Consider the following 14,627-nt stretch of genomic DNA (forward strand, 5'->3'; position numbering starts at 1 on the left):
CGGGTGATAACGTTTCGGTGGCTGTGAATCTTATTGCGCCGATTGCGATGGAAGAGGGGTTGCGTTTTGCGATTCGTGAAGGTGGCAGAACTGTTGGGGCCGGTGTTGTAGCTAAAGTTATCGAGTAGAATTATTGGCAATTAGATAGTGGTCTGATTCTGGAATTTGAATGCGGATCAGCTAATCTCAGGATTTATATGCAAAATCAAAAAATACGTATTCGCCTAAAAGCATTTGATTATCGATTGATAGACAAATCAGCAATGGAAATTGTGGAAACTGCAAAGCGTACAGGCGCAGTTGTTAGAGGGCCTGTTCCTCTGCCGACGCGAATTGAACGATTTGATGTGCTGCGCTCGCCCCATGTAAATAAAACATCGCGCGATCAATTTGAGATTCGTACGCATCTTCGCTTAATGGATATATTAGACCCAACTGATAAAACGGTAGATGCGCTGATGAAGCTTGATTTACCCGCTGGTGTTGATGTAGAGATTAAATTATAGATTTATAAATCAAGTATTAAAATAATATTAATGCTAATTTTCTAACGAAGATGACAGCAAAGGAATAGATTAATGAGTATAGGTTTAATCGGTAAAAAAGTAGGGATGACTAGGATTTTTACTGATAACGGAGATAGTTTGCCTGTAACAGTACTAGAAGTATCAAATAATCGAATTTCACAAATTAAAAAAAACGATACTGATGGTTATGATGCAGTGCAAGTAACATATGGAAAGCAGCATGGTAATCGCTTAAATAAAGCGACACAGGGACACTTTGCTAGCGCTGGGGTGGAAGCCGGTCGTGTTATTAAAGAATTTCGTGTCAATGCAGAAGTTTTAGATGAAATGAAAGCAGGAATGAAGCTTGGATTGGACATGTTTCATGTCGGTCAACTTGTCGATATAACTAGCAAAACTATAGGGAAAGGTTTTTCTGGAACTATTAAACGGCACAATTTCTCGTCAAATAGAGCAAGTCATGGAAATTCGAAATCGCATAACGTTCCTGGTTCCATTAGCATGGCGCAAGATCCAGGACGAGTTTTCCCAGGGAAAAAAATGTCAGGAAGACTTGGTGGTGAGAAATGTACAGTCCAAAACCTGGAAATTGTACGTATAGACTATGATAGAGAGTTAATTCATGTAAAGGGTGCTGTGCCAGGGGCTAAAGAAGCAGTGGTAATATTGCGCTCTGGTATTAAAAGCAAACAAACCAATAAATAATAAATTGTGTACTCGGTAGTAAATATAAATCGCCAAAGAATAGGGGCCCACAGTGGAAGCTAAATGTATCGGTTCTGATGGAACGATTAGTAATATCTCGATTTCTGAGTTAGTGTTTGGAAGAGATTACAATGAAACGCTCGTTCACCAAATTATTACAGCATATATGTCAAATGCGAGGCGTGGTACACGTGCTCAAAAGGGGCGATCGGATATAGCAAAGTCTACACATAAAGTATGGAGACAGAAGGGTACAGGCAGAGCTAGAGTGGGCGCTGCTTCTAATCCGTTGTGGAGGGGTGGGGGAAGAATTTTTCCGAGTAATCCTGAGGAAAATTTTTCTCATAAGGTAAATAGAAAAATGTATCGGGCAGGAATAAGTGCGATTCTATCTCGATTATTCAGTGAAAATAGATTGCATATAATAGAAGAATTTGTGGTGAATACTCCCAAAACCAAGGAGTTTGTTAGTAAACTACAAACATTAAATCTCACGAATGTGTTGATTATTACTGAAAAGATCGAGGCTAATCTATATTTGTCATCACGAAATGTTCCAGCCGTAAGCGTTATCGAAAGAACTCAGATAGATCCTGTAAGTTTAATAAGGTATAACCATGTATTAATTAGCCGTGAGGCTGCAGTGAAGCTTGAGGAATCGTTAAAATGACATCACGTAGTATTAATCATGAAAGAGCGCTGCAAATTATTTTAGCGCCTCAAATTTCCGAAAAAGCAACACTGATTGCGGAAAAAAATAATCAGATAATTTTTCGCGTGCTACCTAATGCTGATAAATATGAGATTAAGGCCGCTGTAGAGTATCTTTGGAAATCTCAAAAGATAGAAGTTACAAAAGTGCAGATATCGAATGTAAAAGGAAAAGAGAAAAGATTTGGACGGTTCTTAGGGCGGCGGGCTGATTGGAAAAAGGCATATGTGAGCATTAAACAAGGACAGGAAATTAATTTCTCAGAATTTACACAGGGAGAGGATAAGTAATGACTCTGGTAAAAGTTAGACCGACTTCTCCTGGTCGACGCGCAGTAATTAAAGTTGTTAATAAGGATTTACATAAAGGTAAGCCCTGTCCACAGCTTGTAGAAAAAAAGCAGAAGGCTGCAGGACGTAATAATACCGGCCGCATTACGCTGCGCCACAAAGGCGGTGGGCACAAAAGAAATTATCGAATAATTGATTTTCGTCGCAACAAAGATGGCATTGTCGCCAATGTTGAGAGAATAGAATATGATCCAAACCGCAGCGCAAATATTGCTTTGCTCTGCTATACGGATGGCGAGAGGCGTTACATTATTGCGCCAAAGGATATTGAGGTTGGTGCTAAATTAATAAGCGGAGTTAAAGTTCCCATTAAAACTGGTAACGCAATGCAGCTGCGTCATATACCAATAGGTAGCACAGTGCATTGTATAGAATTGCAGCCAGGGAAGGGTGCACAACTGGCACGATCTGCAGGAGCATCTGCTCAATTACTTGCTCGTGAAGGTAGTTACACGCAAATTCGTTTACGTTCAGGTGAAATCCGTAAAATACATGTTGATTGTAGAGCGACTGTTGGTGTGGTTGGAAATGATGAACAGAGCTTAATATCGATTGGTAAAGCCGGCGCACAGAGATGGCGTGGCATTAGACCAACAGTTCGTGGTGTGGCCATGAATCCAATTGATCATCCACATGGTGGAGGTGAAGGAAAGACAGCTGCAGGAAGACATCCAGTAAGTCCTTGGGGATTGCCTACAAAAGGATTTCGCACCAGAAGAAATAAGCGCACAGACAACATGATTGTGCGGAAACGGTATTCTAAGAAGGGTTAAGACATATGGGACGTTCAGTAAAAAAGGGTCCATTTATTGATACAAGCCTTTATAACAAAATACAGGCAGCTCGCGCAAACAATGATAAAAGACCAATAAAGACTTGGTCGCGTCGCTCAACTATAATACCTGATTTTATTGGTTTAACTATTGCTGTACATAATGGCAAGCAGCATATACCAATATATATAACTGAGAATATGGTGGGACATAAGTTGGGGGAATTCTCGCTTACTCGTACCTTTAAAGGTCATGCTGGAGACAAAAAGACAGCGGGTTCTAGGAAATAGGAATAAAAATTATGCAAGCAACAGCAATATTGCCCAGTATACGTTTATCGGCCCAGAAAGGCCGTCTAGTAGCAGATCAAATTAGGGGGTTACGAGTTGCAAAAGCAATCGAAATATTGACTTTTAGCCCGAAAAAAGGCGCTGCGATCATTCTAAAGCTTCTAGAATCAGCCATAGCAAATGCTGAGCATAATGAAGGTGCCGACATAGATGAATTGCGTATTTCTCAAATCTTGGTAGATCGCGGAGTTTCATTAAAGCGATTGAGTACGCGAGCAAAAGGCCGAGGTAATAGGATAGTAAAACCTACTTGCCGTATTTTATTAACAGTTAGTGATTAAAAATCATTTAATAAAGAAAAGAGCTTGTCTATAGATTATGGGACAAAAAATAAACCCTACAGGATTTCGACTCTCAGTACTAAAGAATTGGTCATCGAAATGGTTTGCGCATGGTAAAAATTTCTCAAGATTACTAAATGAAGATATCAAAGTTCGTGAGTATCTTCGGAAAAAGTTAGCGCATGCTTCTGTTGGCCAGATAGTCATTGAGCGGCCATCCAAAAATGCACGGATTACTATATATAGCTCGCGGCCAGGTATCGTCATTGGAAAGAAAGGAGAGGAGATTGAGATTCTAAGGAAAGAATTGGAGAAGCTCATTCATATTCCTGTGCATATAAATATCGAAGAGATACGGAAACCAGAGCTTGATGCTCAATTAATTGCTGACAATATTGCTCAACAACTAGAAAAGAGAATTATGTTTAGAAGAGCAATGAAAAGAGCAATTCAGAATGCGATGAGACTTGGTGCGCATGGTATTAAAATTATGAGTTCTGGCCGATTGAATGGTATCGAAATAGCTCGCACTGAATGGTATCGTGAAGGTAGAGTGCCGCTGCATACACTGCGAGCTGATCTCGATTATGCTACCTCAGAAGCAAATACCACCTATGGAATTATTGGTATAAAAGTATGGGTATTTAAAGGAGAGCAGCTAGAGGCTCGTAACAGAGATCTCACTGCTACTAACACGTATCCCTTAGTAGCTGATGAAAATAAAAAACGTAGTGATAAAATTTCACAAGAAAAAACGTCCTGAAAATTATGTGGATTGTATTAAGAAATAAATCTATCCAAGTAACAGGTATTGTTTTCAATAAATTAAGGAATAATAAATAAAATGCTCCAACCAGCAAGAACAAAATATCGCAAGCAGCATAAGGGGCGAAATACAGGAATTGCGACTTGCGGCAGTAAAATTAGTTTTGGTGAATATGGATTGAAAGCCGTGGGACGTGGCCGTATAACAGCTAGGCAGATTGAAGCCGCACGTAGAGCAATGACTAGGCATATAAAACGTGGAGGAAGAATCTGGATTAGGATATTTCCCGATAAGCCAATTTCGCAAAAACCGGCTGAAGTCAGAATGGGAAAAGGAAAAGGAAATCCTGAATATTATGTATCCGAAATACAGCCTGGTAAAATGCTTTATGAGATGGATGGTGTTGATGAACAACTTGCACGAGAAGCTTTTAGGTTAGCAGCAGCTAAATTACCAATAAAAACATTGTTTATAGTTCGTCATATAGGAAGTTAAAAAATGAAAGCAAGCGAACTTAAGAATAAAAATAATGAAGAATTGCAAAAAGAATTGCTAACACTGCTACGAAGCCAATTTAATTTACGAATTCGACACGCTACTCAGCAACTTGATAATGTATCGCAATTACGGAATGTACGACGTGATATTGCCAGGGTTAGAACAGAAATTAATCTAAGAGAAAGAATGTCATGAGCATAAGTAATAAGCCAAATACGCTTGTTGGCAAAGTAGTTAGTGATAAAATGAATAAAACAATCACAGTATTAGTGGAGCGAAAAATAAAACATCCGCTTTATGGTAAAACGATAACACGTTCCAAGAAAATACACGCCCACGATGAAAATAATCAATTTAGTTTAGGCAATGTCGTAGAAATACAAGAATCGAGACCTATCTCAAAAACGAAGGCATGGCGTGCTGTGAAATTACTAAGTGTTAGCTAAATTAAATGTGTTGCCGTTAATTTATTCATTCTAAATGGATTAGACATAATGATTCAACCTCAAACTATTCTTAATGTTGCCGACAATACAGGCGCACGATCTGTAATGTGTATAAAAGTGCTCGGCGGATCGAAGCGGCACTATGCAAGTATTGGTGATATTATAAAAGTAGCTGTTAAAGATGCTGCGCCGCGTGGGAGAGTGAAAAAAGGTGAAGTTTATAATGCTGTTGTAGTACGTACCGCAAAAGGCGTGCGTCGCTCTGATGGATCATTAATTAAATTCGATGGTAATGCTGCTGTCATATTAAATGCAAAATTAGAGCCAATTGGCACGCGTATATTTGGTCCTGTTACAAGAGAGCTGCGTACATCACAGTTTATGAAGATAGTATCACTTGCACCGGAAGTAATGTAAAAGCAAACAGGCATAATTATGAAGAAAATAAGAAAAGGTGATGAAGTTATAATCCGCTGCGGAAAAGATAAAGGAAAAAGAGGAATTGTGCTTCGATATGAAACTGATAATTACGTTGTAATTCAAGGGCTAAATAAGTTAAAAAAACATGTAAAACCAAATCCAGCAAAAAACGTCTTGGGTGGTATTACTGAATTTGAAAATGCAGTTCATGTCTCGAATATTTCAATTTATAATCCTGTTACAAAAGAAGCCGATAGAATAGGTTTTAGATTTGGTGATGACGGTGCAAAAGTGCGTATTTTTAAATCTAATAATGAGCAGATTGGCGCTTAATAAGGATAGATGGATTAAATGACCAGATTACAAGAATATTATAATCAAACTGTAAAGCAGCAGTTAATGGAGCAGTTTAAATATAAATCGGTTATGGAAGTGCCCCGTATAACTAAAATTACCCTTAATATTGGCGTAGGGGATGCGACCTCTGACAAAAAAAAGATAGAAAATGCAATAGGAGATCTGGAAAATATTAGTGGTCAAAAACCAATTACCACAAAAGCAAGAAAATCTATTGCTGCTTTTAAAGTTAGAGTTGGTTATCCAATAGGGTGTATGGTTACTTTACGCGGCAAAAGAATGTTTGAGTTTCTGGACAGATTAATTAGTATTGCTATTCCTAGAATTAGAGACTTTCGTGGAATTTCTGGGAAGGGATTTGATGGGCGCGGAAATTATAATATGGGAATCAAAGAGCAGATAATTTTTCCTGAAATTGAGTATGAGAAGATTGATGCTTTAAGAGGAATGAATATTACTCTTACGACGACAGCAAAAACTGATTTAGAAGCTAAAGCGTTATTAACTGCATTCAAATTTCCATTTAAGAATTGAGACTAGAATGGCAAAAAAAGCTATTATAAATAGAAACTTAAAAAGGCAGAAAACGGTAAATAAATATATGATCGTCAGGAAAGCCTTGATTGAAATTATAAATAATACGGGTTCAAGTTATGAAGAAAAGCAGGAAGCGCGGAACAAACTGCAAAATCTTCCCAGAAATGCTAGTATTACTCGGCTTCGTAATAGATGTGAACTAACTGGAAGAGCTAGAGGTTATTATCGTAAATTTGGATTAGGCCGAAGCAAATTAAGAGAACTTGCGATGAGTGGGCAAATTCCAGGAATTATGAAAGCAAGTTGGTGATTTTTTGTGTATCAAATACACAAATTGATTTGTAAATCAATATAGTAATCAAAATTTAACTAAAATTAATTCACGATAATTATATAGGCATAAATATGAGTTTGTCGGATCCTGTAGCTGATATGTTAACCCGCATTCGGAACGGACAATTATCGCAAAAATCATCAGTATTCATGAATTCTTCGCGATTAAAAAAAGCAATTGCACAAGTTCTTAAAGACGAAGGGTATATTGAAGACTTTCAAATAAGTAGTGATAAAGAAAAAATAAATTTAGAAATTAAATTGAAATATCACAATGGTTATCCTGTCATAGAAAAAATTTCTAAAATAAGTCGTCCGGGATTAAGAGTATATAAACCTTGTAATGATTTGCCACAGGTAATGAATGGCTTAGGTATAGCAATTATATCAACTTCAAAAGGTGTAATGACAGAGCAAAAAGCTAGGCAGTATCATGTTGGTGGCGAGGTATTATGCATTGTTGCGTAAGGAATAAATGTAATGTCGCGAATTAGCAAAAAACCTATTCAAGTTCCAAGCAATGTAAATTTAACAATATCAGATACGGAAATTATTGTTAAAGGCCCGTTGGGATCACTTCAGCAAGAATTGTTAGAAGAGCATGTTAAAGTATCTTGTGAAAATAATACGTTGCATGTTAATACAACAAATTCTACAAAGCTAGCGCATTCTATATCGGGAACAATGCGATCATTAATTAATAACATGATTACAGGTGTTACTGCAGGTTTTGAGAGGCGATTAAATATTATAGGAGTCGGATATCGAGCGCAGGCTGCAGGAGATATATTAAACCTGAATCTTGGTTTCTCACATCCAATTGCTTATAAAATGCCAAATGGTATTTCTGTGGCAACACCAACCCAAACAGAAATTGTAATTAAAGGGATTGATAAGCAACAAGTTGGTCAAGTTGCAGCCGAAATTCGCTCATTTCGTCGTCCTGAGCCGTATAAGGGTAAGGGGGTGCGTTATTCTGATGAAATTGTCACTCTTAAAGAAACTAAGAAAAAATAGCATATAAGAGAACTCATGAAAAACCTTAAGTTATCTCGTTTGCGGCGTGCGCGCAGAACCAGAGCCAAAATAGCATTACTTAAAATTTATCGATTATCAGTGCATCGAAGTAACAAACATATTTATGCTCAAATAATTGATGACGCTAATAATAGGGTTCTGACCAGCGCGTCTACACTTGAGAAAGAAGTTAGAAATAAAATAATAAATGGTGGCACAGTTGCGGCAGCTGAATATATTGGTCAAAGAATTGCAGAGAAATCAAAAGAGCTTGGTATAGAAACAGTGGCTTTTGATCGATCTGGATATAAGTATCATGGTAGGGTCAAAGCATTAGCTGAGAGCGCTCGAAATGGCGGTATTAAATTCTGAGATAAGGAACATTAATGTCTAAGGCTTCAAAATCACAAAATATTTCCGTGGTAAATGACGAGCGGACTGACGACCTTAAAGAAAAAATGGTCTCAATTAATCGTGTTACTAAAGTTGTTAAGGGTGGTCGCATCTTGGCTTTTGCAGCGTTAACTGTTGTCGGGGATGGCAATGGAAGAATTGGTATGGGAAAGGGGAAATCAAGAGAAGTCCCTGTCGCAGTTCAGAAAGCTATGGATGAAGCCCGACGTAAAATGATAAGAGTGGATCTAAAAAATGGAACGCTGCAGCATGCAGTAGTCGGTAAACATGGTGCTGCTAAAGTTTATATGCAACCAGCTTCAGAAGGTACCGGTATAATCGCAGGCGGTCCTATGAGGGCAATTTTTGAAGTCATGGGTATAAATAATATACTAGCTAAATGTATTGGTTCAACTAATCCGTATAATGTGGTACGAGCTACTATTCAAGGGCTCGAATCCATCCGCACTCCTTCACTGATAGCCGCAAAAAGAAATAAAAGTATTGACGAAATTATAAGCAGATTGAAATGACAAACAAAAATGAATTGACTGTAACATTAGTTAAAAGTTTAATAGGTAAAAGAGAAGCTCATCGTAAGATTGTGGCTGGATTAGGTCTGCGGGGAATCAATAGTATTTCAGTATTACCAGATAGCCCCTCGTTAAGAGGAATGTTAAATAAAGTTGCATATTTGGTTAAGGTTGAGTAACAAATGTATTTAAGTGACATAAAATCTAATAGAGATTCCAGAAAATCAAGAAAAAGAGTTGGTAGAGGTGTTGGATCAGGGCTTGGTAAAACTGCTGGCAGAGGACATAAGGGGCAAAAGTCAAGAGCTGGAGGTTTTCATAAGGTAGGCTTTGAGGGTGGACAAATGCCTTTGCATCGACGTTTGCCAAAGCGAGGATTTATTCCACATAATAGCACTTCAACAAAAGAAATTAGATTGTCTGTTATTGCTAAAGCTTTTAGAACAGTTAATGGGTTAGACGATTTAAGAAATGCTGGCTTGATCTCGCGATCTGTACGTGCTGTGAAAGTTTTATACGATAAAGATATCGATACTGTCTTAGCACTGAAGGGATTATCTATATCTACAAATGCTAAGAAAGCTATAATTAGTGCCGGTGGAACTGCTGAATAATTAAAGGAACTGGATTGGTTGCAAATAAATTTAGCAAAAGTGCTAATAAATATTCTGATCTAAAACAAAGACTTTGGTTTTTGTTGCTGGCACTAATTGTCTATCGTATTGGTGCTCATGTGCCTGTGCCAGGAATAGACCCGGTTGTCTTGAAAGATCTGTTTGAAACTCAAGAGGGCGGCATATTAGGCATGTTTAATATGTTCTCTGGAGGCGCTTTGTCGAGATTTTCGATATTTGCTCTAGGTATAATGCCCTATATTTCTGCTTCAATTATCATGCAGCTAGGAACAGTCGCGTTTCCATATCTTGAGGCTCTAAAAAAAGAGGGTGAGTCAGGTAGAAGAAAAATCACTCAATATACACGTTATGGCACAGTAGCATTGGCGTTAGTCCAGAGTTATGGCATATCTATTGCGTTGTTGTCACAAGCAGGTTTAGTTATCGAACCAGGGCCTTTTTTTATAATAACCACAGTTACTACGTTAGTAACTGGCACAGTTTTCTTGATGTGGCTTGGTGAACAGATTACTGAACGTGGAATTGGGAATGGTATATCGCTAATTATTTTTGCTGGTATTGCTGCGGGCTTGCCGGCAGCTATTGGCGGTACACTAGAATTGGTTCGGACAGGTGCTATGCACTTCCTTATTGCCTTAGGAATATTTATAGCAGTAATTTGTGTTACAGGTTTTGTTGTTTTTGTTGAACGTGGACAAAGGAAAATCTTAGTTAACTATGCTAAACGTCAGGTGGGTAAACAAGTATTTGGCGGCCAAAGTTCGCATCTTCCTCTAAAATTAAATATGGCTGGAGTGATTCCGCCAATATTTGCATCTAGTATTATTTTATTTCCTGCTACGATGGCAGGATGGTTGTCGAGTGAGCAATCCTTGACATGGTTGAAAGATATTAGTGCTGCACTTTCTCCTGGTCAGCCAATGTATGTAATGCTCTATGCTGCTATGATTGTATTTTTTTGTTTTTTTTATACTGCTCTGGTTTTTAATCCAAAAGAAACAGCAGATAATCTTAAAAAGAGCGGAGCTTTTATACCTGGTATTCGTCCTGGGGAGCAAACTACACGTTATATCGAGCGTATAATGCTACGGCTTACACTAATTGGCTCATTATATGTTACATTAGTTTGTTTATTGCCGGAATTTTTGATTCTAAAATGGAATGTCCCATTTTATTTTGGAGGTACGTCTTTGCTAATTATTGTCGTTGTTACTATGGACTTTATGGCACAAGTACAATCACATGTTATGTCATCTCAATATGAAAGTTTGCTTAAGAAATCTAGTTTTAAAACAAATCTTAATATTTCAAGATAACCTGTTGCATAAATAATGGCTAAAGAAGAAACAATTCAAATGCAGGGTGAAATACTTGAAACCCTGCCTAATGCAACATTTAAAGTTAAACTTGAGAATGGCCATATTGTATTAGGGCATATCTCGGGTAAAATGAGAATGAACTATATTCGTATCTTGCCTGGTGATAAAGTTACAGTAGATCTGACACCTTACGATTTAACGAAGGCTAGAATCACCTTTAGAACTAAATAAGATATAAATTTATAAATTAGATTCTTTTATTAAAAGGAACAATCAATTGAAAGTGCACGCTTCTGTTAAGAGAATATGCAGAAATTGTAAAATTATTAGGCGTTATAGGGTTTTGAGAGTTGTCTGTAAGGATCCAAGACACAAACAACGGCAAGGTTAACTAATAAGATTATAGGCTAATAATTATTTTAAGGTGACTAAATGGCGCGTATAGCCGGAGTTAATATCCCTAATAATCAGCATGTAAGAATTGCCTTGACAGCTATTTATGGAATTGGTAATTCAACATCAAAAAAAATATGTAATGAGCTTGGAATTGATGAATTCATTAAATTAAAAGATATTTCAGAAACTCAATTAGAGCAATTGCGCGAAAAAATTTCTAAATATACAGTTGAAGGAGATTTAAGACGCGAGATTTCAATGAATATTAAAAGATTAATGGATCTTGGTTGTTACCGTGGGTTGCGCCATAGACGAGGTTTGCCAGTAAGAGGACAGCGAACAAGAACTAATGCCAGAACAAGAAAAGGGCCTAGAAGATCTGCTAATATTCGATAGACGATCATAAATATAGATATTAAGGTAATAAATTAATGGCAAAAACCCAACAAAGATTACGAAAAAAAATTAAAAAGAATATTGTTGAAGGAATAGCACACATTCATGCTTCATTTAACAATACGATAGTTACTATTTCAGATAGGCAAGGAAATGCTTTGTCATGGGCAACTTCAGGCGGGGCAGGATTCAAAGGGTCACGTAAAAGCACACCTTTTGCAGCTCAAATAGCTGCTGAACAAGCTAGCAAGATTGCTCATGAATATGGAATAAAAAATCTGGAAGTACGTATCAAAGGACCGGGGCCTGGTAGAGATTCAGCGGTAAGATCATTAAATGCTGCAGGGTTCAAGATTACAAGCATATCAGATGTTACACCAGTACCGCATAATGGATGTCGACCACCTAAAAAGCGACGAATTTAAGAGGAATATTTAGTGGCTAGAAATTTAGAACCAAAATGTCGGCAATGCCGTCGGGAAGGCGAAAAATTATTCCTGAAAGGCGACAAATGCTTATCAAGTAAATGTGCTATAGAGCGTAGAAATTATGCCCCAGGACAGCACGGACAGAAAAAAAGTAGAATTTCTGATTATGGCTTACAATTACGTGAAAAACAAAAAGTACGGCGTATTTATGGTGTGCTTGAAAAGCAATTTCGCATAGTTTATAAAACCGCTGAGCGTAAACGTGGTGTTACTGGTGAAAATCTGTTGCAATTTCTTGAGAGCAGATTAGACAATGTTGCTTATCACATGGGATTTGGTGCATCTCGTTCTGAATCAAGACAGGTTGTGCGACATAACTGTATTTTGGTAAATGGAAAGCGAGTCAACATCCCTTCTTATCAAGTTTTGCCTGGAGATATTGTTGAGGTTGCTGATAAAGCTAAAAATCAGATTAGAATTAAAGGTGCACTTGAAACCGCAGAGCGACGTGGTTTTCCTGCATGGCTAGATGTTGATGTGAAAGCTATGAAAGGAGAATATAAAATGAAACCAGAAAGATCTGAATTATCATCGACTATTAATGAATCTTTAATAGTTGAGCTATACTCAAAATAAATAGCTGTTATCTTTCTTGTTAAGGAAGTTTTTATGTCAAGCAGTTCCTATCTTATACCAAGAATAATAGAGGTCCAGAATATATCGCCAGTTCAAGCAAAGGTTATTATGGAACCTTTTGAACGTGGATATGGATATACATTAGGTAACGCATTACGAAGAATATTATTGTCTTCTATGCATGGTGCAGCAGCAACAGAAGTTCGAATAGCTGGTGTTGTTCATGAATATTCTACACTTGAAGGTGTTCAAGAGGACGTTATTGATATACTTTTGAATTTAAAAAATATTGTCTTTAAGCTTCATGCTGATAACAAAGCCGAGCTATCTTTAAAAAAAAATATTGATGGGATTGTCACAGCTGCAGATATTGAATGTACTCATAATGTTGAAATTATTAATCCAGACCAAGTTATTGCTCATATAGTAAAAGGCGGCAAGATTGATATGCAGATTACTGTAGAGAAAGGACGTGGTTATGTTCCGGCTAATTTACGCAGATCTACAGAGATAGATAGCCAGGTTGGTAGTATTTTGTTGGACGCTTCTTTTAGTCCAATAAAGAAGGTTAGTTATATCGTTGAGAACGCACGTGTTGAGCAACGTACTGATTTAGATAAATTGATAATCGACATTGAAACGAATGGATCTGTTGACCCTGAGGAGGCGATACGTTACTCTGCCAGAGTGTTAGTGGATCAATTGGCTGTTTTTGCTGAGCTGGAAACTACACCACTTCCTAAAGAACAGCCTAAAACACCACAAATTGATCCAATTCTATTGCGCCCTGTCGATGACTTGGAGTTAACTGTTCGCTCTGCGAACTGTTTGAAAGTTGAAAATATTTACTATATAGGTGATTTAATTCAACGTACGGAAGCTGAATTATTAAGAACACCTAATTTGGGAAGAAAATCGCTTAATGAAATTAAAGAAGTTCTAGCAGCGCGAGACTTGTCATTAGGTATGAAATTAGAGAACTGGCCACCGGCTAATTTAGATAATCAAGGAAAGGAAACTGGCCATGCGTCATAAAAATGGTCTTAGAAAATTAAATCGTTCAAGTAGTCATAGATTGGCTATGTTTCGCAATATGGCTAATGCATTACTACGACATGAGGTTATAAAAACTACTCTTCCTAAAGCAAAAGAATTGCGAAGAGTTGTTGAGCCACTTATTACATTAGGCAAGGATCCAAGTGTAATGAATAAGAGAATTGCTTTTAACCGCTTGCGCGACCGTGATATGGTGGTTAAATTGTTCTCAGATTTTGGTTCCCGCTATCAACAGCGTAATGGCGGATATCTTCGTATACTTAAATATGGATTTAGAAAGGGAGATAATGCGCCGATGGCTATCGTAGAACTTGTGGATCGCTCTCATAATGAGATTGCAACTGTAGGTCAGCAGGCAGATTGAAGTTATATTGTTTATAAGTTCTATGTAAATATCTTTTGATATTTGAGCATCTATATAAATTTAACCAAAAAGAGCTATTAAAAGCGATAGCTCTTTTTATTTTGTATATAAAATGTTTGCTTACGTAGTATACCTATTTAGAATGCACTGCTATTGAATTCGCTGCTGCTTCAGATATAACCGCTACATGCACTAATCTGCTGTTGTTGTCGGATATTTTTCTGCTAAGAGGTAGTTCTCTCACTGCTTCCTCTCAAATCTTTGAGAACATCCTAATTAGTCAGCCCTGAAATATCGACAAGCTATTGATATTATGAATAGATTCTATTCATTGCGATGATCATGCCGACCAGAAATGTTAAAATATTCAAGTGTTTTCTGGTCGAAATGGTGATTAAA

The 14,627-nt window shown here is 37.4% G+C and carries 29 protein-coding genes and 1 pseudogene; all 30 read left to right on the forward strand.

The annotated features are described in order from the left end of the window. A pseudogene (tuf, locus tag J5I83_RS08185) lies at positions 1 to 128 on the forward strand (elongation factor Tu); the annotation flags it as partial. A gap of 69 nt (positions 129 to 197) precedes the next feature. Further along, a complete protein-coding gene (gene rpsJ / locus J5I83_RS08190; RefSeq protein ID WP_074905456.1) occupies positions 198 to 506 on the forward strand; it encodes a 30S ribosomal protein S10 in 309 nt (102 codons plus the stop codon). Between the two features lie 72 nt (positions 507 to 578). Continuing rightward, positions 579 to 1,232, forward strand: a complete 654-nt coding sequence (rplC, locus tag J5I83_RS08195) for a 50S ribosomal protein L3 (RefSeq protein WP_304054831.1) — start codon at positions 579 to 581, stop codon at positions 1,230 to 1,232. A gap of 52 nt (positions 1,233 to 1,284) precedes the next feature. After that, entirely contained in the window at positions 1,285 to 1,902 is a 618-nt protein-coding gene (gene rplD, locus J5I83_RS08200; protein ID WP_304054834.1) for a 50S ribosomal protein L4, read from the forward strand. Then, a complete protein-coding gene (rplW, locus tag J5I83_RS08205; RefSeq protein WP_304054836.1) occupies positions 1,899 to 2,234 on the forward strand; it encodes a 50S ribosomal protein L23 in 336 nt (111 codons plus the stop codon). Before rplD ends, rplW begins: the two co-directional genes overlap by 4 nt. Next, a complete protein-coding gene (rplB, locus tag J5I83_RS08210; RefSeq protein WP_304054838.1) occupies positions 2,234 to 3,067 on the forward strand; it encodes a 50S ribosomal protein L2 in 834 nt (277 codons plus the stop codon). The genes rplW and rplB overlap by 1 nt, the downstream gene beginning before the upstream one ends. Before the next feature lie 5 nt (positions 3,068 to 3,072). Next, positions 3,073 to 3,357, forward strand: coding sequence for a 30S ribosomal protein S19 (gene rpsS, locus J5I83_RS08215; protein ID WP_304054841.1), 285 nt, complete (start codon positions 3,073 to 3,075; stop codon positions 3,355 to 3,357). An 11-nt stretch (positions 3,358 to 3,368) separates the two neighbouring features. Beyond that, positions 3,369 to 3,698: a 50S ribosomal protein L22 gene (rplV, locus tag J5I83_RS08220; protein ID WP_304054844.1), complete on the forward strand. Its 330-nt coding sequence runs from the start codon at positions 3,369 to 3,371 to the stop codon at positions 3,696 to 3,698. 37 nt (positions 3,699 to 3,735) lie between these two features. Further along, positions 3,736 to 4,461 carry a 30S ribosomal protein S3 gene (gene rpsC, locus J5I83_RS08225; protein WP_304054846.1) on the forward strand — a complete coding sequence of 242 codons (726 nt, stop codon included), beginning with the start codon at positions 3,736 to 3,738 and terminating at the stop codon, positions 4,459 to 4,461. 81 nt (positions 4,462 to 4,542) lie between these two features. Further along, entirely contained in the window at positions 4,543 to 4,959 is a 417-nt protein-coding gene (gene rplP, locus J5I83_RS08230) for a 50S ribosomal protein L16 (RefSeq protein WP_304054848.1), read from the forward strand. 3 nt (positions 4,960 to 4,962) lie between these two features. After that, positions 4,963 to 5,157, forward strand: a complete 195-nt coding sequence (gene rpmC / locus J5I83_RS08235) for a 50S ribosomal protein L29 (protein ID WP_304054849.1) — start codon at positions 4,963 to 4,965, stop codon at positions 5,155 to 5,157. Then, positions 5,154 to 5,408, forward strand: coding sequence for a 30S ribosomal protein S17 (gene rpsQ / locus J5I83_RS08240; RefSeq protein WP_304054851.1), 255 nt, complete (start codon positions 5,154 to 5,156; stop codon positions 5,406 to 5,408). Before rpmC ends, rpsQ begins: the two co-directional genes overlap by 4 nt. A gap of 48 nt (positions 5,409 to 5,456) precedes the next feature. Continuing rightward, positions 5,457 to 5,825, forward strand: coding sequence for a 50S ribosomal protein L14 (rplN, locus tag J5I83_RS08245; RefSeq protein ID WP_304054853.1), 369 nt, complete (start codon positions 5,457 to 5,459; stop codon positions 5,823 to 5,825). An 18-nt stretch (positions 5,826 to 5,843) separates the two neighbouring features. After that, the gene (gene rplX / locus J5I83_RS08250) at positions 5,844 to 6,161 is read left to right on the forward strand and encodes a 50S ribosomal protein L24 (RefSeq protein ID WP_304054854.1); all 318 of its coding nucleotides are present in this window, start codon (positions 5,844 to 5,846) and stop codon (positions 6,159 to 6,161) included. Between the two features lie 18 nt (positions 6,162 to 6,179). Next, the gene (gene rplE / locus J5I83_RS08255; RefSeq protein ID WP_304054856.1) at positions 6,180 to 6,719 is read left to right on the forward strand and encodes a 50S ribosomal protein L5; all 540 of its coding nucleotides are present in this window, start codon (positions 6,180 to 6,182) and stop codon (positions 6,717 to 6,719) included. A 7-nt stretch (positions 6,720 to 6,726) separates the two neighbouring features. Continuing rightward, on the forward strand, positions 6,727 to 7,032 hold the full coding sequence (rpsN, locus tag J5I83_RS08260) for a 30S ribosomal protein S14 (protein WP_304054858.1): 306 nt from the start codon (positions 6,727 to 6,729) through the stop codon (positions 7,030 to 7,032). 95 nt (positions 7,033 to 7,127) lie between these two features. Next, complete coding sequence (rpsH, locus tag J5I83_RS08265) at positions 7,128 to 7,523, forward strand: 30S ribosomal protein S8 (RefSeq protein ID WP_304054860.1); 396 nt, start codon at positions 7,128 to 7,130, stop codon at positions 7,521 to 7,523. Positions 7,524 to 7,535: 12 nt separating this feature from the next. Beyond that, positions 7,536 to 8,072: a 50S ribosomal protein L6 gene (rplF, locus tag J5I83_RS08270; protein WP_304054862.1), complete on the forward strand. Its 537-nt coding sequence runs from the start codon at positions 7,536 to 7,538 to the stop codon at positions 8,070 to 8,072. A 15-nt stretch (positions 8,073 to 8,087) separates the two neighbouring features. Beyond that, positions 8,088 to 8,444: a 50S ribosomal protein L18 gene (gene rplR, locus J5I83_RS08275; RefSeq protein WP_304054864.1), complete on the forward strand. Its 357-nt coding sequence runs from the start codon at positions 8,088 to 8,090 to the stop codon at positions 8,442 to 8,444. A gap of 14 nt (positions 8,445 to 8,458) precedes the next feature. After that, positions 8,459 to 8,998: a 30S ribosomal protein S5 gene (gene rpsE / locus J5I83_RS08280; RefSeq protein ID WP_304054866.1), complete on the forward strand. Its 540-nt coding sequence runs from the start codon at positions 8,459 to 8,461 to the stop codon at positions 8,996 to 8,998. Further along, positions 8,995 to 9,177, forward strand: a complete 183-nt coding sequence (gene rpmD, locus J5I83_RS08285) for a 50S ribosomal protein L30 (RefSeq protein ID WP_304054868.1) — start codon at positions 8,995 to 8,997, stop codon at positions 9,175 to 9,177. The genes rpsE and rpmD overlap by 4 nt, the downstream gene beginning before the upstream one ends. Positions 9,178 to 9,180: 3 nt before the next feature. Continuing rightward, entirely contained in the window at positions 9,181 to 9,612 is a 432-nt protein-coding gene (gene rplO, locus J5I83_RS08290; protein WP_304054870.1) for a 50S ribosomal protein L15, read from the forward strand. A 14-nt stretch (positions 9,613 to 9,626) separates the two neighbouring features. Next, positions 9,627 to 10,949 (forward strand): preprotein translocase subunit SecY, encoded by a 1,323-nt coding sequence (gene secY / locus J5I83_RS08295; RefSeq protein ID WP_304054873.1) that lies wholly within the window; start codon positions 9,627 to 9,629, stop codon positions 10,947 to 10,949. Between the two features lie 15 nt (positions 10,950 to 10,964). Continuing rightward, positions 10,965 to 11,183, forward strand: coding sequence for a translation initiation factor IF-1 (gene infA, locus J5I83_RS08300; protein WP_046851086.1), 219 nt, complete (start codon positions 10,965 to 10,967; stop codon positions 11,181 to 11,183). Positions 11,184 to 11,229: 46 nt separating this feature from the next. Further along, complete coding sequence (rpmJ, locus tag J5I83_RS08305) at positions 11,230 to 11,343, forward strand: 50S ribosomal protein L36 (protein WP_304054884.1); 114 nt, start codon at positions 11,230 to 11,232, stop codon at positions 11,341 to 11,343. A 41-nt stretch (positions 11,344 to 11,384) separates the two neighbouring features. Next, the gene (gene rpsM, locus J5I83_RS08310) at positions 11,385 to 11,744 is read left to right on the forward strand and encodes a 30S ribosomal protein S13 (protein ID WP_304054886.1); all 360 of its coding nucleotides are present in this window, start codon (positions 11,385 to 11,387) and stop codon (positions 11,742 to 11,744) included. Between the two features lie 35 nt (positions 11,745 to 11,779). Then, the gene (gene rpsK, locus J5I83_RS08315; RefSeq protein ID WP_090543800.1) at positions 11,780 to 12,169 is read left to right on the forward strand and encodes a 30S ribosomal protein S11; all 390 of its coding nucleotides are present in this window, start codon (positions 11,780 to 11,782) and stop codon (positions 12,167 to 12,169) included. A 12-nt stretch (positions 12,170 to 12,181) separates the two neighbouring features. Then, complete coding sequence (gene rpsD, locus J5I83_RS08320; protein WP_304054891.1) at positions 12,182 to 12,808, forward strand: 30S ribosomal protein S4; 627 nt, start codon at positions 12,182 to 12,184, stop codon at positions 12,806 to 12,808. Positions 12,809 to 12,841: 33 nt separating this feature from the next. Next, positions 12,842 to 13,843 carry a DNA-directed RNA polymerase subunit alpha gene (rpoA, locus tag J5I83_RS08325; protein WP_304054894.1) on the forward strand — a complete coding sequence of 334 codons (1,002 nt, stop codon included), beginning with the start codon at positions 12,842 to 12,844 and terminating at the stop codon, positions 13,841 to 13,843. After that, a complete protein-coding gene (gene rplQ, locus J5I83_RS08330; protein WP_304054897.1) occupies positions 13,833 to 14,228 on the forward strand; it encodes a 50S ribosomal protein L17 in 396 nt (131 codons plus the stop codon). Before rpoA ends, rplQ begins: the two co-directional genes overlap by 11 nt. Positions 14,229 to 14,627 lie beyond the last annotated feature (399 nt).

The sequence above is a fragment of the Nitrosomonas communis genome (assembly GCF_024102715.1).
GTDB classification, from domain to species: Bacteria; Pseudomonadota; Gammaproteobacteria; order Burkholderiales; family Nitrosomonadaceae; genus Nitrosomonas; species Nitrosomonas communis_B.